Genomic DNA, 19,282 nt, shown 5'->3' with positions numbered 1-19,282 from the left:
GGGGGGGATGACTTTTGACTGATAATTTAAATATCGAGAACTATGATGAGATTAAAAATCAAATTATAGAGGATTTAGTTAAGATTGGTAACGATAATAATGATATCGTAACCGTCTCACAATTTGAAGCCCAAGAGTATATCGTAGATTTAAGTGAAGATGACATTGAAGATATTAAACAAAAATTAACTTTAATGGGAATAGAAATAGAAGAAGAGGATGAGATAGAAAGAGAAAAAATCGACATCGATGATGACGATTTGGATCTTGATGATGAAGATGATGACGATGAAGATGATGAAGAGATAGTCAAAGACTCAGAAAAAGAACCTCTTTTAGAAAATGCTACAAATTTAGCCAGTGTGAATGTAGATGATCCTGTGAAAATGTATTTGAAAGAAATCGGTAAAATTCCTCTCCTAACCGGTGAAGAAGAAGTAGAACTTGCAAAGAGAATGGAAGCAGGCGATGTCCGTGCAAAACGAAGACTGGCTGAGACAAATCTTAGACTTGTAGTCAGTATTGCCAAGAGATATGTCGGTAGAGGAATGCAGTTTTTAGACCTTATCCAAGAAGGAAATATGGGGCTTATGAAAGCAGTCGATAAATTTGACTACACTAGAGGCTTTAAGTTCAGTACCTATGCTACATGGTGGATAAGACAAGCCATTACAAGAGCAATTGCAGACCAAGCCAGGACGATTAGAATTCCGGTTCACATGGTTGAAACTATAAATAAGCTGGTTAGAGTTCAAAGACAATTGATACAGGAACTTGGAAGAGATCCCAGCAATGAAGAAATAGCCGAAGAGATGGGAATAGAAGTCAGTCGAGTTAGAGAAGTCAGAAAAATAGCTCAAGAACCGGTATCTCTTGAAACACCGATAGGCGAAGAAGAAGATAGTCATCTTGGAGATTTTATAGAAGATGAAACTGCAATTGCGCCGGATGAAGCCGCTAACTATACTATGCTTAGGGAACAATTAGCTGAAATTCTTATGACACTTACCGAAAGAGAGAGAAAGGTATTGGAGTTAAGATTCGGGCTAATAGACGGCACACCGAGAACACTGGAAGAAGTCGGAAAAGAGTTTAATGTTACCAGAGAGAGAATCAGACAGATTGAGGCCAAAGCTCTTCGTAAACTTAAACATCCTAGTAGAAGTCAGAAGTTAAAGGATTTTCTTGAATGATTGAATTAAATGCATCTAAGAGGATTAAAGAGATACTACAAATGATTCCGTCTTGTAAAATAGTCGCCGATATCGGAACTGATCATGGTATACTGCCGATTTTACTGGCTGAATCAGGTAGATGTGAAGAGATTATAGCGACCGATATCAGCCGCGAATCACTCGATAAATTAGTAAAAAAACTCGAAGAGAATCCTGAAATTAATAATATAAGTACAATTGTATCAGATGGACTTTCAAAAATCACAGAGCCATATCCGGATGTCGTAGTGATTTCCGGTATGGGCTCCAGATTGATTATAAAAATCCTGGAAGAAGCCAGTGATAAAGCTAAACAGATAAAAACCTTCATCTTTCAACCAAATACAACGGTTGACGAGTTGAGGGTTTATTTACATGATAATGGATATAAAATCATAAATGAAGCTCTTGTATACGAAAACAATAGATTTTACAATATTTTAGCCACTGAAAGAAACAATGAATTATACAATTCTAAATCTCATTATAAATACGGCAAATTACTCCTTGAAAATAGAAATGAGAACTTGAGGAAGCATCTACTGGACGAAAAAAACAGGTTCGAGAAACTGTTTAAAGAACTTCAAACAATGAAAAATAAATCTCAAGTAAGAATAGATGAAATAGTTGAAGAGCTTGAAATAATAGCGGAGGCATTAAATTATTATGAAATTATATAAAATAATCGAATTAATGGAAAACTGGGCACCTCTTCATCTTCAAGAAGAGTGGGACAGTTCAGGTTTACAGATAGGTGATAGAAATGATGAGATTAACGGAATACTTATCGCTCTTGATTGTGAGAGTGCGGTTGTAAAAAAGGCTTCCGACTTAGGATGTAATCTGATAATCAATCATCATCCTCTTATATTTAGACCTATTCCGAACATAGATTTTTCCACCATGCTGCCAAGGACGATTAAAGAGGTTATAATGTCCGGTATTAATGTTTATGCAGCCCATACCAATCTGGACATGGCACCCGGAGGAGTAAATGATGCATATGCTGAAGCTATAGGATACGACCTTCCTTATATCTTGGATGATAAAGGAGATGGCATTGGAATGGGAAAATTTGGAGAAATAGAAGCAATTAGAGCCGGAGAACTTGCAAAGCGTGTAAAGGAAAGACTCGGCATCAACTTTGCCATACTCTACCAAAATCCTGATAAAATCATAAATTCCATAGCAGTGGTCGGCGGCGGAGGAAGTTTTATGATAGACAGGTGCAGAGAAATTGGAGTTGATGCACTAATTACGAGTGATATCAAGTACCATGAATATAGATATGCGCTTGATATGGGATTAACCTTAATCGACGTGGGTCATTATAATTCAGAATACCCCGTAGTCCAAAAGATAAAAGACTATTTGGAAACTGCTTTGGAAAATAAAATCCCCATTGAAATATATCATGAACCGGATCAAAGACATGTTTTTTAATAGAATTGATACAGTAAAGCCTATGTGATAAAATAAAGGTAACAGATTGTATCCATAACTCAAGTGAGTATATTAGATAATCGCGTATATACGAGGAAAGTCCGTGCACCATAGAGCGAGGATGCTGGATAACGTCCAGTGGGGGCGACCCTAAGGATAGTGCAACAGAGAGATACCGCCCGGTCTATAATACTGAAATTAAAAACACAATTATAAAAATTTGATTTCAGTATTATAGGCCGGGTAAGGGTGGAAAGGTGAGGTAAGAGCTCACCGGCGCACTGGCGACTTTGCGGCCATGTAAACCCCATCCGGTGCAAAATCAAAAGCGGATCGTAAAAGCAGGCTGCTCGTCTGTGATCCTAAAGGTAGATTGCTTGAGCTTACTGGTAACTTTAAGCCTAGATAGATGATTATCCTAGACAGAACACGGCTTATAGATATACTCATTTGAGTTATGGATACAAAATATATGTAGCGGAGGTTGAGATGGAAACTGGATATGTACAGATTTATACCGGAAATGGTAAAGGCAAAACCACTGCAGCATTGGGTTTATCACTTAGAGCAATATGTGCAGGTAAAAAAGTCTATATCGGACAGTTTATCAAAGGAATGGACTATGCGGAACTAAAAGCTATGGATTATTTACCGGGACTGGTTATTAAACAGTACGGTAGAGACTGTTTTATTAAAAACAAACCCACTAAAGAAGATATTGAAATGGCTGAAGCAGGTTTAAGAGAAATAAAGCAAATTATAGATTCCGAGGAATATGATGTAGTAGTTTTAGATGAGATAAATGTTTCGCTATTTTTTAATCTGATAAAGCTGGAAGATGTAATTGAAATAGTAAAATCAAAACCTAAAGCAATTGAATTAGTTCTTACAGGAAGATATGTTCCCGATGAATTGATAGAAATTGCCGACCTGGTAACAGAGATGAAGGAAATCAAGCACTATTATAATGAAGGTGTAGAAGCCAGAAGTGGTATAGAATTTTAAAATCCCCGATTTAATCGGGGATTTTTTTACATCGGTTTAACGAAGGTCTTAATAAACCATATTACCGTTGGTTGATATATTATATCGACTAGGAAAGCTCCAACTATTGGAACAATCATCATAGCTTTTCTACTCATACCGTATTTTTCATTTATTGCAGTCATATTTACGATGGCTGATGGAGTTGCACCAAGTCCATGACCACACAGACCAGCACACATTACTGCAGCATCGTAGTTTTTACCTAAGATTCTAAAGACTATAAAGTAAGCAACTAGTGACAAGAATAGAACCTGAGCAATTACAACTATAAGTACTCCTCCAAGTAAACCTGCAAGATCCCATAGTTTTAAAGTCATTAGAGCAAGTGATAAGTACATACTCAACATAACAGTTCCAATGCCGTCTACAAGTGGGAAATCGAATTTGTAGAAGCTGAATTTCTCGTTTAGGTTTCTTAGGATTACCGCTACAAACATCGCACCAACATATGTAGGGAAGTCCATATTAATAAGTTTTCCAATCCAACCGGAAATCACTGTACCAACAGCCATACATACGAATATTGCCACGACATTTTTGATAATATCAAGTGAAGTCAATCCCGATGTAGTACCGACATTAATTTCGGTTACTGATTCATCAAAAGTTTCGCTTTCATCAGGGGTTAAATTGTACTTTTCTACTAATCTTCTTCCTAGTGGACCACCGATTAGCACTGCAGAAATTAATCCAAATGTAGCCGCTGCGGCACCTACTAGCGGTGCACTTGGATAACCCAAATCAGCAAATGTGTTTCCATAGGAAAGTGCAGCCCCATGTCCACCAATCATAGAGATTGAGCTGGCAAGTAATGCGTATGGCGCTTCGAGTCCGATAGCTTTTGAAATCACTATACCAATAATATTTTGGAAAATAGAAATAATACCACATGTAAGCCAGTAGATTCCGAGTAAGATTCCACCTTTTTTAAGCAGTGATAAACTAGCCCCTAATCCTACGGTAGTAAAAAATGCCAACATAAAGGTACTTTGGAAAATGTTTTCAAAGTTTACAGCGAAACTACCGGTTTTGTGACCAATGAATGTGATGAACATAAAGATAAATCCACCAACAACCGGAGCAGGAATACAATACTTTTCCAGTGCCTTTACCTTGTTTCTTACAGCGTAACCTATCAACAATAATACACCTGCAAAAGCAAGAGTCATAGTTGAGTTCACGTTTACGGAAGAATGTTTTCAATTGTTTCAAATGACATAAACACCCTCCTTTGATTTGAATTTTGAGTATAAAATTTAACTCAATAATTCTGTTAATATAATAATATCTCATTGTATATAACTAGGTCAATCATAATTATGATTAAAAAACGAATAAATATCCCGAAAAGTACTTAACAAAAAGTAAAAAAACTGATATAATTTTAATATCGGTAAATATGCAGTAAAAGTCAATTAGTAAGAAAAAACAATATGGAGGTTTTTCAATGAAAGTATTAATGGCAGAAGTAAACTTTAGTGAAGGAACAAATATGGATGTTGTAAATGCTGTAAAAGAAGCACTAACATCAGTTGAAGGAATCGATGTTCTAGATACAAATAGTGACAAGGATCATAATAGATCAGTATTCACTTATAAAGGAGAACCTGAAGCAGTTCTTGAGGCAACAAAGAGATTATCTAAAAAAGCAATAGAACTGATAGATATGACAGTTCACCAAGGTTCGCATCCAAGACAAGGCGCTATAGATGTTGTACCATTTATACCTGTCAAAAATGTCACTACTGAAGAAGCAGTAGAAATTGCTAAGAGATATGGTAAATACATGGGTGATGAACTTGGAGTGCCTATTTATTACTATGAAGATGCTACAGATAATCCTGACAGAAAGAGCTTACCTAAAATTCGTAAAGGACAATATGAAGCATTAGAAGAAAAGATGAAAGATGAATTTTGGAGACCGGATGAGGGACCATTTGCATTCAATGCAAAAAGTGGTGCTACAGTAACCGGTGCAAGATTCCCATTAATCGCTTTCAATATAAATCTTGACACTACTGATATCGAAATCGGAAAGAAAATAGTTAAAACAGTTAGAGAAGCTGCAGGCGGATATAAATATGTAAGAGCCATAGCTCTTGATATACCTGAGCAAAACCAAGTTCAAGTTTCAATGAACCTTACAAACTATGAAAAAACTGCAATCCATAGAGTATTTGAAACTATTAAGAGTGAACTTACAAGATACAATGTAAATATAGTTAACTCTGAATTGGTTGGACCTGTTCCTGTTTATGCACTTGTTGAATTACTTCAATTCTACATTAAACTGACAGACGACTTCTCAGCAGAACAATTTTATATGTAATTATAAGGAGCAGATTATCTGCTCCTTAAATTTTACTGTATTGATGTAAAAGCTAGAAAAAACTCTAAATGAGTTTTATCTAGCTTATAGCAAATCATTAAAAACTTATAATTAATTCAGGAAGGTAAAAATGGACTATAAAGATATTTTGGATTTAATACTGGATCCCGATGATGTAACCGTCGGTGGTGGATGTTCATCAGCTCTGGCTGGCGCCATGGCGGCGGGACTTATGGGGATGGTTGCCAAACTTTCACTCAAAAAAGACTTTGGATTAAGTTCAGAGCAGCTGGATGAATATATAGAAGAGCTTGAAAATTTAAGACTTGCGCTATTAAACGGAACGATTGCTGACAGAGAGGGATACCTTAAAATTGTAAATGCTTATAAACTTCCAAAATCAACAGATGAAGAAAAAAACCAAAGAAAGATTGCAATTGAAGACGCCGGAGTCGCTGCAGCAAGAGCTCCAATGGATGCGAGTTTTAATTGCAATAGAGTACTTGAAATAGGCAAAATACTAGAGGGAAATACAAACCCCGCATGCAATACCGATCTTCAGATGGGATTAATGTTGGCAGAAATAGGACTAAAAGGTGCAATTATGAATGTAGAAGTAAATCTACCAATGATAAAAAGTGAGAAAAAACTCAAAGAATTTGAGATATTTAAAGAAAAATTTAAAAAATACTTAAACAACTAAGAGGTGCATATGCACCTCTTAAAATATAATCTTTCAATTAACACCAAACTCAATCTAAAGTAATTTAATATATTAAATAAACAATCAAATACAGAATGGACAGACTGAATAAATTTAGGGTTTTGTATAAATATACTAAAATTCTTTCCTTAACGAATAATTATCCTTAAAATCAATTATATTACCTTATAGAAATTCCTGAGACTACTTCTAAGTCTATAATCGTATTCCAAGGGTAAAACATAAATTTCGATTATAATATATTTAATAAATTTTGACCGAATACCTTGTCCAGATTACTTTGGACTAATTCGCTTTTCATTAATTTATCTATAGTTTCCTCGGCACATGGAAGAGGGAAGTCGCTTCCGAAGAATAATTTATCACTTAAATCCATGGCTTGTATAGCACTGTAAATTTTTATATCGTATAAATATGGTGCAGCAGCTGTGTCATAGTAAGAATTCTTGAGAATTTCCTTAATTTCAGGCATCAATTCATAGAATAATAAACCACCTCCAAAGTGGGCATAGATAATCTTTTGGTCGGGGAAGTTTTCTGAAAAACTCAATAGCTGATTTAGAGTCGTATCCGTTTTACCGGGGTAATAATGACCAATGGGTTCATTAGCGTGGATTAAAAGAGGGATATCATACTCCATACATTTTCTGACAAGTGGCGCCATGGTATTATAATCAGCTATATCGAATTTTTGACCTGTAGGAAACAATTCACCGAAACCTTTAAGATTAGCTTCTAAACAAAAGTCTATCTCTTCGCTTAGGTTTTTTTGATTTGGATTAACGACACCGAAACCAATCAATCTGTCGGGATACTTTTTTACGGATTCTATTACATATTCATTTGCCAATCTTATATTATGAGCATGTTCAAAAGCAAATCCGAATACAACAGCTTTGTCTATTTCATTCTTATCTAGGTATTTAATTATATCATCTGCATTTGCAAATCTATTGACCTTACTATTGCTAAGTAAACCGAAGTAAGCTTCTTCCTTAGCAACTTCCTTCCAATTCGATATTAAATCGGGTGAACTTAAATGTACATGACAATCGATTCTCATCTTTTCCTCCAATTAATTTTTATATTAAGTATATAATAACATATAGATATTTTTTAATAAAATGGACAAATTTATGTGTAATTAATAAAAATGGTGACTTTAGCTCTATAAATGGATATAATAAATATAGTTAAACAATAGTTAACTAATTCATTAATAAGACTAAAGAGTAAAGGAGAAAAATTATGAGTGGTGAATATAATCCATTAGAAAGCGCTAGACTTGAGATAAGAAAAGCATGTGATTTATTGGGACTTGATCCTGCGGTTTATGAATTATTAAAAGAGCCTAGAAGAGTTATTGAAGTTTCCATACCCGTCAAGATGGACGATGGTAGTCTTAGAGTATTTAAGGGTTACAGATCGGCACATAATGATGCAGTAGGACCTAATAAAGGTGGTATAAGATATCATCCCGGAGTGAATTTAGATGAAGTAAAGGCACTATCAGTTTGGATGACATTTAAAGCCTGCATTACCGGTATACCATATGGTGGAGGTAAAGGTGGAGTCACCGTAGATCCTGCAGACTTATCAGAAGGAGAACTTGAGAGACTTTCCAGAGGTTATGTAAGGGCTATGTACAAGTATCTTGGTGAAAAAATTGATGTACCTGCTCCGGATGTAAATACAAGTGGTAAGATAATGGCATGGATGGCCGATGAGTATAACCTACTTTCAGGAGAACAAAATCTTGGAGTATTTACAGGTAAGCCTGTCGAGTTCGGAGGTTCCAAAGGCAGAACTGAAGCAACGGGGTTTGGGGTTGCTGTAATTGCGAGAGAAGCAGCTAAAAAGCATGGCATTGACATGGAAGGAGCTAAAGTAGGAGTTCAAGGATTTGGAAATGTTGGTAGCTTTACCGTTAAAAACCTGGAAAAATTAGGAGCTCATGTAACTTCAATTCTTGAATATGATAGAGAAGTTGGGGAGTATGCGATATACAGAGATAGCGGATTTAGCTTTGAAGAACTTGAAGAAATGAAGGAAAAGAACGGTACACTGCGCGGTATTGAAAATGCAGTTGAGATTAGTGTCGAAGATTTTTGGAAAGCTAAGTATGATATTTTAGTACCTGCTGCTTTAGAAAATGCAATTAATGAAGACAATGCAGGAAAAATTAATGCAAAACTAATATGTGAAGCAGCTAATGGTCCAATCACACCAGAAGCGGACAAAATATTAAAAGAAAAAAATATTGTAGTAACCCCTGATGTATTAACAAATGCGGGTGGAGTAACAGTGTCATATTTTGAATGGGTTCAAAATCTATATGGATACTATTGGACAGATGAGGAAGTATATCAAAAAGAAGAAGAAATGATGGTAGATGCATTTAATGCAATATGGGAAGTTGTAGAAGATCAAAAGATTTCCATGAGAGAAGCTGCGTATGTATATTCCATAAAGAAACTCGCTCATGTAATGAAATTAAGAGGTTGGTATTAAAAAGAGCCGTACGGCTCTTTTTTGATGGAAATTAGCAAAAATAAATAAAATAAAAATAATGCTTGACATATTTAAAGAGAGTTAGTATACTCTAACAAGAGATAATGATTATCAATTAGCTTGTAGGTGAATTTATGGAGACATATTTAATTAAATGTTGTGCGCCTACACTTGCTGGTAAAAAAGTTGCTAGTATGTTTACACTTCGACAAGGAGATAAATGCATTAAGCAAAAGGTGTTTCATTGGAATGAAAAATTAAGAAGTATCGGATTAAAAGTTTGCATTCTAAAACAGACATGTAGGAGCGGCCTAATCTATGTCTATAGAGAAGAAATGCTTAAAGACACTCTAAATAATCCTGAAACACTAGATTTTTTACATAGTCTAGGTTATTCGAGCACAGACATAGACAGTATTTTAAATAGAATAAAAAACCATTTTTTAGTCTCTGATGAATTTCCTCATGAGATAGGCTTATTACTTGGTTATCCAATACGAGATGTCAAAGGATTTATAGAGAATAAAGGGAAATGCTTTAGACAACTGGGACATTGGAAAGTATATGATGATACAGAAAAAGCTTGTAAACTGTTTAATGAGTATAATCATTGTCAAAAATGCTTTATGAATCTATATCTCAAGGGTTATAATTGCTTTGAGATCATAGAAAAATTTAAATCGTATTCTGACGACATTATAAATTCTGAATGTCAAGTTTTTCAGGAATGTAGTTAAAGTATACGAATAATTATAACATCAGTTATGGAGGTAATTTGAATGAGCAAGGTTGCAGTAGTTTACTGGACAGGAACCGGTAATACAGAAGCGATGGCAGATGCGGTTGTGGAAGGCATTATAGAAGCCGGTGGAGAAGCAAAATTAATATTCTCTGATGATTTTAATGCTTCAATGATGAATGATTTCGACGCTATAGCATTTGGTTGTCCTGCAATGGGAGATGAAGTACTTGAAGAAATGAGCTTTGATCCAATGTTCACAGATTGTGAAAAGGATTTAAAGGGCAGAAAAATTGCAATATTCGGTTCTTACGAATGGAATAATGGAGAATGGATGGAAGACTGGGAAAAAAGATGTGTTGAAGCAGAAGCCAATCTAGCTTACCCACCACTTCCTGCATATGATGCTCCAAATGAAGAAGCTATTGCAAAGTGCAGAGAGCTAGGAGCTGCACTAGTATAAATAAATTAGTCATAAATTTACTCACCAATCATACCCGAAAAAGGTGCCATGTCGAAATAACAATTTCGAACATGGCTCTTTTTTCGTCCATAATTTAAAATGCAATATCGTCAATTATTATTAGTTTGTATGAGATATATTAGGGTATAAGATGATTAAATATCAATGCTGGAAAATAAAGAAGGGATGAAAGATGAGTACTGAAAATAAAACAAAACCAGGCGAATATTCATTAGAAGAATATTTAGAATCTTTATCTGAAAAAAGAAGGCATGAAGCCGGTATTTTAATTGAAATCATGAAAAATATAACGAGTGAGTCACCCGTACTTTGGGGTCCATCAATCATCGGCTTTGGTTCGTATCATTACAAATACGAGTCCGGTAGAGAAGGAGATATGCCTATACTTGGATTTAGTCCAAGAAAATCTCAAATCACAATTTACTTTAATGAGGGCTTTGACAGATATGTAGGACTATTATCTGAATTGGGAAAATATAAAACGAGCTTTTCATGTCTATATGTAAATAAACTTCCCGATATAGACATAAAAATACTGGAAAAAATGTTAACCGAGTCATATAAACTCTATGCAAAAAAAGAGTCGAAACCTAAAAGTGTTGAAGAATATATCAAGGCAATACCTACCCAAGCGAAAGAAAAGTTCAATGAACTGAGAAATCTAATACTTCAGCATTATGATTTAGAGGAAGTGTTAAGCTACGGGATTATTGGTTACAAAGTAAGGAGCGGAAAAACTGCATTTTATATCTCAGGCTGGAAAGACCATTTGGCAATATACCCGATGCCGAAGGATTCAGAGTTTAATGAAGAATTAAAGCCATATATTTCAGGCAAGGCTACTATGTGGATAGATCTAGATGAGGATTTGCCAAAAGACTTTATAATTAAGATTGCCGGTTATTTAATAGAGAAAGTTTCATAAAATTAAATTAGATTGACGAAAACTGATAAGTATTAGCTAATTTTTAATAGAAACTTTATCACATTTGAACTATAATATAGTAAATAGATTTGTTTAGGGGTGAAATACGATGGATAGGGATTTTTTAAAATCTCAGGTCTTAAAGAATTTCTATGATATAAGCAGAATTCCAAGATGTAGTGGCAACGAAGAAGGTATTTCAAATTATCTGAAGGATAGATACGGCAAATTAGGATTTGAAATTATACAGGATAAAAATCACAATCTCATAATTAAAAAGGATGGCAATGGTTTAGAAAATAAGTCTCCCGTAGTTATCCAATCACACTTAGATATGGTATGTGAAGTTGCTGAAGGCTTTGATTTTGATTTTGATAATTATCCAATAAAACTAGCTTTAAAAGATGGATTCTTAAGCACAGATGAGCTTACAACTCTAGGAGCAGACAATGGCATAGGCGTGGCGATGATGATGAGCATTTTAGACGATGAGACGGCTGTTCATCCGCCTCTAGAAATGGTATTTACCGTAGAGGAAGAAACAACTTTTAAAGGTGCATATACTATAGATCAGTCACATATTCTAGGAAAAAGAGTTATTAATCTAGACAACTCAGTAGAAAATACAATAGTTTGCGGGAGTGCAGGAGGGATACTTGTAGATGTTTTTTGTGCACTAGATTCAGCCGAGGTAGAAATAGACCTCAGCACTTATTGCCTGAAGATTTCGGGGATGTTAGGAGGACACTCCGGACAGGATGTAGAAAAGGGTAGAGCGAATGCAGTAAAGGTTTTAACAGGTGCACTTTATAGACTGCCTTCAGACATACTGCCATTATCTATAGAGGCCGGAAATAACTATAATGCGATACCAAGAGATGCAAAATTCTATTTCCAAGCTGATGACGATTTGATTGAAAATATAAGAAATTCATCTAGTGAATATCTGGAAATAATTAGAGAAAAATATTCCAAAGAGGATATAGATATAAAAATCGAAAAATCGGATAGAGTATTTGAGAATGGTTTTAGTGTCGATACATTATTAAAACTTTTAAACTATCTTATGCTTAGTCCAATTGGGATTAACAGCATGGACTCCGATCTTCATGGAGTTGTCAGTTCATCTTCAAATCTCGGAAAAATAAGAATGGAAAATGGATATGTGGTTCTAAGTTCTGAAATAAGAGGATCATATGATTTTGAAATAGAAGAGATAGTAAATAGGATTTGTCATATTACGGATACTCTGGGCTTCGGTATAGAAACATCAGGTTACTATCCACCTTGGCGATTCAATCCAAACTCAAAATTACTGAAAACAGCATTAAAAGCGTATGAAAAATTTGGTAGCAAACCCGAAATAACTTCGCTTCATGCAGGACTTGAAGCAGGTGTTCTTTCACAAAAATTGGATACAACAGAGATTATCAGTATTGGACCTACGATAAAGTATCTGCACTCTCCACTTGAGATGGTGGATATCGAATCTGTAGATAGAATTTATGCAGTTCTTTTAGAAATTCTAAAGACTGTATAGAAAGGCAGGTGGTTTGAATATGGATGTTGTAAAACAGGTTAAAGCCTATGAAGACGATATTATAAAATATCGTAGAGATCTTCATAGAATACCTGAGGTAGCATTGGATCTTCCGAAGACGGTAAAATATGTCACAGAAACATTGAAAAGTTTTGGAATTGAACATGAAGTCTATGAAGATATCAGTGCAGTAGTCGGTACTATTCGTGGAAGGGGTGAAGGCAAGACTATAGGAATAAGAGCGGACATGGATGCACTTCCTATAACTGAGGAGACGGGATTGGAGTTTGCATCTACAAACCAGTTTATGCATGCTTGTGGTCACGACGCACATACAGCTATGTTACTGGGAGCTGCACGCGTTCTACAGGAAAATAGTGACAGCTTTAAAGGTAATATTAGACTTTTATTCCAACCGGGCGAGGAATACCCTGGTGGAGCAAAGCCGATGATTGAAAGAGGGGCACTTAAAGATCCTGATGTAGATGCAGTTATAGGACTGCATGCAGGAATAATCAATCCAAATGTACCTAAGGGACATATCGGAATTGCATATGGACCACTTATGGCCTCTATGGATAGGTTTTTTGTAAAAGTAATTGGAAAAGGCGGACATGGTGCATATCCTGAAAACACTATTGATTCCGTATCCATAGCCTGTGAGATTGTAAATGCAATTAACAGGATAGTATCCAGAGAAGTAAGTGCAACTGAACCTGCAGTATTATCCGTTACCAGAATCGATGGAGGGTTCAATCAAAACATACTACCTGATACAGTTGAAATTGAGGGAACTGCAAGAGCAACCAATGAAGAAGTTAGAGAATATATGGCTAGACGAATTGAAGAAATTGCAAAAGGTATAGCTGGTTCTTTCGGAGCAAAAATTGAATATGAATACAATTTTAAATATCCGGTACTGATAAATGATATTGATTTTACTGAGTTTTTTAAAAAATCAGCGCTGAAGATACTTCCGGAAGATGGGATAACCACCTTGACAAAGCCTATAATGGGCGGTGAAGATATGGCCGAATTCTTAAGGGTGGTTCCAGGTACATTCTTCTTCTTATCCAATCCCAAACTGGATGAAAATCCAATTCCTCATCACAATGCAAGATTTGATTTGGATGAATCATACTTGTATTTAGGATCATCATTATTTGTTCAAACTGCTTTAGATTTTCTAAACGATTAAGGGGGAGTAAGTATGCGTAATATAAAATTACATGCAATGGTATTAGTACTGGTAATCATAGCAGAATTCATCGGACCGTTTAAAACTCAAGTAGGTGTTGGAACGATTGTACTTTTACCAATGTTATATGCATTAATACTGGGAATTTTGCTAACGCCAAAATTTGCTAAAATTGCCAATGAAAAAGACATGGAAGATGCAGGAAGTTTAATAGGAGTAACACTTATGCTATTAATGGCCAAGTACGGAACTACAATAGGTCCAAGCATACCTGTAATTATTAAATCGAGCCCTGCTTTAATACTACAAGAACTAGGTAATATAGGAACTGTATTACTTGGTGTTCCAATTGCGGTTTTATTTGGTCTAAAGAGAGAATCAATAGGTGCTGCTCACTCCATAGCAAGGGAGCCTAATGTTGCATTAATAGGTGAAAGATTTGGATTGGATTCACCAGAAGGAGAAGGAGTACTAGGGGTATACATCATCGGTACGGTGTTTGGAACGATCTTTATAGGGATTCTGGCTTCAGTATTAGCTGCCTACACACCATTCCATCCATATGCACTTGCAATGGCATCGGGTGTAGGTTCTGCAAGTATGATGACAGCTTCTGTCGGATCATTGTCTGAGATGTTCCCACAAATGGCTACCGAGCTTCAGGCATTTGGAGCTTCAAGTAACTTATTATCAGGACTTGATGGGATTTATATGTCAATTTGGATTGCACTACCGCTTGCAGAATGGTTATACAAAAAAGTATATAGAATGAAGTATGGTGCAGATCCTATAAGAGAGAATAATATAGAGGAGGACCGAAAATGAAATTAAAAGATTCACTAATTATATTACTTATTACTGCATTTATGACTCTTGTTGGTAATTTAGTCGGTCCTAAGATTTCCCCAATTGAAGCATTGCCGGGCATACTTATCTTAGTTGCAGTATCATTCATCGGGATAGCCTTAGCAAAAGTGGTTCCCATAAAGATTCCATCCGTTGCTTATATAGTAACACTAGCGACCATAATGACAATTCCGGGATTTCCATTTTCAGCTCAAATCTCTGAATTGACAGGTAAAGTAGATTTCTTGGCATTAACTACACCTATTCTTGCATATGCCGGAATCTATACAGGAAAGAACCTTGATGGACTTAAAAAGACTGGATGGAAGATTGCAATTGTAGCACTATTTGTAATGCTAGGAACATATATTGGATCAGCTTTGATTGCACAGGTAATACTTAAAATAATAAAAGTTATTTAATAAATAAGAATACTGATTATATTTTGCGACTATAGGGAGATTAAGATGAAAAAATTAATTAAAAATGGGATAATCGTAAACGATGAACAGACGATAGAAGCGGACTTACTAATTGTCGATGATTATATTATGGCAATAGGTGACTTTAGCAATAATCTGGAGTCTTATGACGAGGTTTATGATGTTTCCGGTATGTATGTTATGCCTGGAATGATAGACTCACATACACATATGGAGCTTCAGCAATCCCATGAATTTAGATCACTTGATGATTTTTATACAGGTACTGTGGCTGCAGCAGTTGGTGGTACAACTACTATATTGGATCATATAGGCTTTGGTCCCGAAGGTAGTAATCTGCATTATTCAATAGAAAAATACCATGAAAAAGCTAAAAAATCTGTCATAGACTACGGCTTTCATGGTGTTATTCAACATGTAGATGATCAAATCCTGGAAGAATTAAAGCAGATAGTAAGGGAGGAAGGAATCCCAAGTTTTAAGGCGTATTCGACATATGGATTTAAAATTGGTGATTCAGATATGTATAGGCTGCTTGAAGCCATGAAGGATGCAGGTGGACTTCTTACTGTACACTGCGAAAATGATGAAATGACAAACTATCTAAGAAACTATTTTATAAATACCGGGAGAACCGATGCGATTTATCACGCATTATCAAGGCCAAATGAAACAGAAGCAGAATCGGTAGATACAATGATAAATTTAGCTTTGATGGCTGAAGATGCTCCACTATACATTGTCCATACTTCGAGTGGTGGAAGCAATGGAGAGGATAGAATTTGCACGAGAAAGCGGTCAAGAAAATCTGTACTGTGAAACCTGTACACAATACCTATATCTAGACGATAGGGCTTATTTTGAGAAAGGTAATGGAGAGGGAGTTAAATATCTATGTGCACCTCCTCTAAGATCCGAATTAGATGTGGAAATACTTTGGCAGGGCGTAGCAAATGGCGTAGTAGATGTAATTGCAACCGATCATTGTCCATTTACAATTGCCGAAAAGAACAAGGGCCTAGATGATTTCACTAAAGCGCCCGGTGGTATACCCGGGGTTGAGGAGAGGGTTCGAGTAATCTTTTCTGAAGGTGTTATGAAAGGAAGGATTACATTAAACAGATTTGTTGAAATTATGAGCACAAATCCGGCAAAAATATTTGGAATGTATCCGAAAAAAGGATCCTTAGTTGTCGGTACTGATGCCGATATCATTGTAATAGATCCTTCTTCTAAATCGAAAATATCAGCTGCTGACATACGTGGATCAAGTGAGTACACAGCTTATCAGGGTTTAGAGGTACAAGGCGGTATTCATCTCGTATTTTCAAGAGGAAAGCTGATTGCTAAAGACAATGAGTTTTTAGGCAATAAAGGTGACGGTGAGTTTATCTTTAGAAATCCTACTGATATTTAATTTGTTAAAACCCTTTAGTAGTATATGGTAAAAATATAATTATATATGATTTTTGTTAAATCGGTTAATGTAAAATAGATTAATAACTTAGTCATTTTATATCCACGGCAAAAAAGCACTGCGCAGCTTTCTGTTAAGTGCTTTTTTGCTATAATTATTTAATTAGATAGTTTATGAAACTACTAAATACTAAGATAAAGCATAGCAATTAAAGCATAATTAAAACTTATACAAACAACAGATGACATGCAAATGTTTTCATGTTATAATAATAAGCGTGAGATTTAAATTATCAAGATAAAAGAGTTAGGGGGAAATAAGTTGAAAGCTTATAGTACAGAAAAGATTAGAAATTTAGCACTTGTAGGACATAGTGGGTCCGGAAAAACATCACTAATAGAAGCTCTACTTTTCAGCACAGGAGCAATTAACAGAAAGGGTAAAGTAGAAGACGGAAATACAGTATCAGATTTTACAAAAGAAGAAATAAATAAAGGAATCTCTATGTCTACTTCAGTAGTGCCGATAGAATATAAAGACATGAAGATTAACCTTATTGATACACCGGGATATTTTGACTTCGTAGGTGAAATAAATGGAGCATTAAGAGCTGCCGAAGCTGCACTATTACTAGTAGATGCATCTGCTGGTATAGAAGTAGGAACTGAAAAAGTTTGGGACTACTGCGAGAGAATTAGCCTACCTAGAATCATATTCGTCAATAAAATGGAAAAAGAAAATGTAAACTTTGCTAAAGTTGTTAGCGATTTACACATAGATTTCGGCAAAAAAGTTATACCATTTACTATCACATTAGGTGAAGGTGAAGGATTTAAAGGACTTATAGATGTATTAAATAAAAAAGCATATGAATATGATGGAGCTAAGAGAGTAGAAGTACCTATTCCTGAAAATAGATTAGATGAAGTAGAAGTTGTATTCACAGAGATTACTGAAGTAGTTGCAGAAACAGATGACGAATTAATGGAAAAGTACTTTGCAGGCGAAGAATTTACTCATGAGGAATTCATGAGAGGAGTAACCGCTGCATTACTTGAAGGTACTGCAGTTCCACTTATAGCCGGATCTGCCGACACCGGTGCAGGACTTGATATTTTATTAGATACGATTATCGACTATATGCCGGCTCCAAATGATGAAAGAGCAAATATCGGATTTAGAATTGAAGAAGGCGACGCAAGAAAAGTTGACGCTAATGAACCTTTCTCAGGTGTTGTATTTAAGACAATTATAGACCCATTCGTTGGTAAAATATCACTCTTCAAAGTAGTTTCAGGTAAACTGTCCAAAGATGACGAAATCTACAATGCATCTAAAGACGAAACTGAAAAAATCGGTGGATTATTCCATCTAAGAGGTAAAACTCAAATGGAAACTAATGAAGTTGTTGCAGGAGATATAGCTGCAATCTCTAAATTAAGCAAGACCGAAACGGGTGATACATTAAGCAATAAGGCAAATAAAACTCTTTATAAGAGAATAAAATACCCTAAGCCAAATCTTTATTTTGCAATAGAACCTAAATCTAAAAACGATGAAGACAAAATCGGACCTGCACTTCAAAGAATGCAAGACGAAGATCCAACTTTCATCTCACAAAGAAATTCTGAAACAAAACAGCTTACAATAGGTGGACAAGGAAATGTTCAGCTGCAAGCAGTTATAGACAGACTTAAGGATGAATTTGGGGTAGCAGTTACAACTGTGCCACTTAGAATTGCATATAGAGAAACTATAAAGGGTAAATCTGATGTTCAAGGTAGACACAAGAAACAATCAGGTGGAGCAGGACAATACGGTGATGTTCATGTAAGATTTGAGCCAAGTGCAGAAGAATTTGAATTTACAGAAGAAGTATTCGGTGGATCCGTACCTAGAAACTTCTTCCCTGCAGTTGAGAAAGGAATAAGAGAGTCATTAGAAAAAGGTGTGCTTGCAGGATATCCTGTTGTTAATATCAAAGCAACACTTTATGATGGATCTTATCACCCTGTAGACTCTAACGAGATGGCATTTAAAATAGCAGCTTCCATGGCATTCAAAAAAGGTATGGAAGAAGCTCAACCAATACTTCTTGAACCTATCATGAAAGTTGAAGTTAATATCCCTGAAGATTACATGGGAGATGTAATGGGAGATATGAATAAGAGACGTGGTAGAATACTTGGAATGGAACCACAAGAAGACGGAACACAAATTGTAGTAGCGGAAGCTCCACACTCAGAACTATTCGAGTACTCTATTGACTTGAGATCAATGACTCAGGCTAGAGGAAACTTCACTATGGAATTTGAAAGATATGAAGAAGTTCCACAAATGATAGCTGAAAAAATAATAGAAGAAGCTAAGGAAGAAGCAGAATAATGTACCAATTAAAGCCCCGAAACCCGGGGCTTTAATT

At 35.6% G+C, this 19,282-nt stretch carries 19 protein-coding genes and 1 other RNA gene; 18 read left to right on the top strand and 2 right to left on the bottom strand.

Annotated features, from left to right (window positions below; all coding sequences use genetic code 11):
* Positions 1–14: 14 nt before the first annotated feature.
* The 5 genes from rpoD to cobO all read left to right on the top strand — a co-directional run bounded on the left by rpoD (position 15) and on the right by cobO (position 3,662).
* A complete protein-coding gene (gene rpoD / locus VZL98_07155) occupies positions 15–1,193 on the top strand; it encodes an RNA polymerase sigma factor RpoD (protein ID WVH62476.1) in 1,179 nt (392 codons plus the stop codon).
* Positions 1,190–1,894, top strand: a complete 705-nt coding sequence (locus VZL98_07150) for a class I SAM-dependent methyltransferase (protein ID WVH62475.1) — start codon at positions 1,190–1,192, stop codon at positions 1,892–1,894. Before rpoD ends, VZL98_07150 begins: the two co-directional genes overlap by 4 nt.
* Positions 1,881–2,657 (top strand): Nif3-like dinuclear metal center hexameric protein, encoded by a 777-nt coding sequence (locus VZL98_07145; protein WVH62474.1) that lies wholly within the window; start codon positions 1,881–1,883, stop codon positions 2,655–2,657. The genes VZL98_07150 and VZL98_07145 overlap by 14 nt, the downstream gene beginning before the upstream one ends.
* A gap of 64 nt (positions 2,658–2,721) precedes the next feature.
* Positions 2,722–3,110: RNase P RNA component class A (gene rnpB, locus VZL98_07140), an RNA gene on the top strand.
* Positions 3,108–3,662, top strand: coding sequence for a cob(I)yrinic acid a,c-diamide adenosyltransferase (gene cobO / locus VZL98_07135; GenBank protein ID WVH62473.1), 555 nt, complete (start codon positions 3,108–3,110; stop codon positions 3,660–3,662). The genes rnpB and cobO overlap by 3 nt, the downstream gene beginning before the upstream one ends.
* Positions 3,663–3,688: 26 nt before the next feature.
* Here cobO and gltS read toward each other — a convergent pair whose 3' ends face one another.
* A complete protein-coding gene (gene gltS / locus VZL98_07130; protein ID WVH62472.1) occupies positions 3,689–4,873 on the bottom strand; it encodes a sodium/glutamate symporter in 1,185 nt (394 codons plus the stop codon).
* 278 nt (positions 4,874–5,151) lie between these two features.
* Here gltS and ftcD point away from each other — a divergent pair, with 278 nt between their 5' ends.
* Both ftcD and VZL98_07120 read left to right on the top strand, forming a co-directional pair.
* Positions 5,152–6,033, top strand: coding sequence for a glutamate formimidoyltransferase (gene ftcD / locus VZL98_07125; GenBank protein WVH62471.1), 882 nt, complete (start codon positions 5,152–5,154; stop codon positions 6,031–6,033).
* 130 nt (positions 6,034–6,163) lie between these two features.
* The gene (locus tag VZL98_07120) at positions 6,164–6,736 is read left to right on the top strand and encodes a cyclodeaminase/cyclohydrolase family protein (protein ID WVH62470.1); all 573 of its coding nucleotides are present in this window, start codon (positions 6,164–6,166) and stop codon (positions 6,734–6,736) included.
* Positions 6,737–6,989: 253 nt separating this feature from the next.
* Here the strand turns inward: VZL98_07120 and VZL98_07115 are convergent, their stop codons facing one another.
* Positions 6,990–7,820, bottom strand: a complete 831-nt coding sequence (locus VZL98_07115; GenBank protein ID WVH62469.1) for an amidohydrolase family protein — start codon at positions 7,818–7,820, stop codon at positions 6,990–6,992.
* 185 nt (positions 7,821–8,005) lie between these two features.
* Between VZL98_07115 and VZL98_07110 the strand changes: the two genes are divergently transcribed.
* The 11 genes from VZL98_07110 to fusA all read left to right on the top strand — a co-directional run bounded on the left by VZL98_07110 (position 8,006) and on the right by fusA (position 19,245).
* A complete protein-coding gene (locus VZL98_07110; protein WVH62468.1) occupies positions 8,006–9,268 on the top strand; it encodes a Glu/Leu/Phe/Val dehydrogenase in 1,263 nt (420 codons plus the stop codon).
* Positions 9,269–9,402: 134 nt separating this feature from the next.
* Positions 9,403–10,005, top strand: coding sequence for a DUF3793 family protein (locus tag VZL98_07105; GenBank protein WVH62467.1), 603 nt, complete (start codon positions 9,403–9,405; stop codon positions 10,003–10,005).
* A 42-nt stretch (positions 10,006–10,047) separates the two neighbouring features.
* On the top strand, positions 10,048–10,470 hold the full coding sequence (locus VZL98_07100; GenBank protein ID WVH62466.1) for a flavodoxin: 423 nt from the start codon (positions 10,048–10,050) through the stop codon (positions 10,468–10,470).
* Between the two features lie 193 nt (positions 10,471–10,663).
* Positions 10,664–11,416: a DUF1801 domain-containing protein gene (locus VZL98_07095; protein ID WVH62465.1), complete on the top strand. Its 753-nt coding sequence runs from the start codon at positions 10,664–10,666 to the stop codon at positions 11,414–11,416.
* Between the two features lie 109 nt (positions 11,417–11,525).
* Positions 11,526–12,956, top strand: a complete 1,431-nt coding sequence (gene pepD, locus VZL98_07090) for a beta-Ala-His dipeptidase (GenBank protein WVH62464.1) — start codon at positions 11,526–11,528, stop codon at positions 12,954–12,956.
* A gap of 19 nt (positions 12,957–12,975) precedes the next feature.
* Entirely contained in the window at positions 12,976–14,154 is a 1,179-nt protein-coding gene (locus VZL98_07085) for a M20 family metallopeptidase (GenBank protein WVH62463.1), read from the top strand.
* A gap of 12 nt (positions 14,155–14,166) precedes the next feature.
* The gene (locus tag VZL98_07080; protein WVH62462.1) at positions 14,167–14,979 is read left to right on the top strand and encodes a DUF3100 domain-containing protein; all 813 of its coding nucleotides are present in this window, start codon (positions 14,167–14,169) and stop codon (positions 14,977–14,979) included.
* The gene (locus VZL98_07075) at positions 14,976–15,422 is read left to right on the top strand and encodes a DUF340 domain-containing protein (protein WVH62461.1); all 447 of its coding nucleotides are present in this window, start codon (positions 14,976–14,978) and stop codon (positions 15,420–15,422) included. The genes VZL98_07080 and VZL98_07075 overlap by 4 nt, the downstream gene beginning before the upstream one ends.
* 45 nt (positions 15,423–15,467) lie before the next feature.
* Positions 15,468–16,262: an amidohydrolase family protein gene (locus VZL98_07070; GenBank protein ID WVH62460.1), complete on the top strand. Its 795-nt coding sequence runs from the start codon at positions 15,468–15,470 to the stop codon at positions 16,260–16,262.
* Complete coding sequence (locus VZL98_07065; protein WVH62459.1) at positions 16,210–16,860, top strand: amidohydrolase family protein; 651 nt, start codon at positions 16,210–16,212, stop codon at positions 16,858–16,860. Before VZL98_07070 ends, VZL98_07065 begins: the two co-directional genes overlap by 53 nt.
* Positions 16,861–17,181: 321 nt before the next feature.
* Complete coding sequence (gene fusA, locus VZL98_07060) at positions 17,182–19,245, top strand: elongation factor G (protein ID WVH62458.1); 2,064 nt, start codon at positions 17,182–17,184, stop codon at positions 19,243–19,245.
* Positions 19,246–19,282 lie beyond the last annotated feature (37 nt).

Source organism: Peptoniphilaceae bacterium AMB_02 (genome assembly GCA_036321625.1).
Classification (GTDB): domain Bacteria; phylum Bacillota; class Clostridia; order Tissierellales; family Peptoniphilaceae; genus Microaceticoccus; species Microaceticoccus formicicus.
The sequence above is the reverse complement of the archived record's forward strand: the minus strand, read 5'-3'. Positions and strand labels throughout refer to the sequence as shown.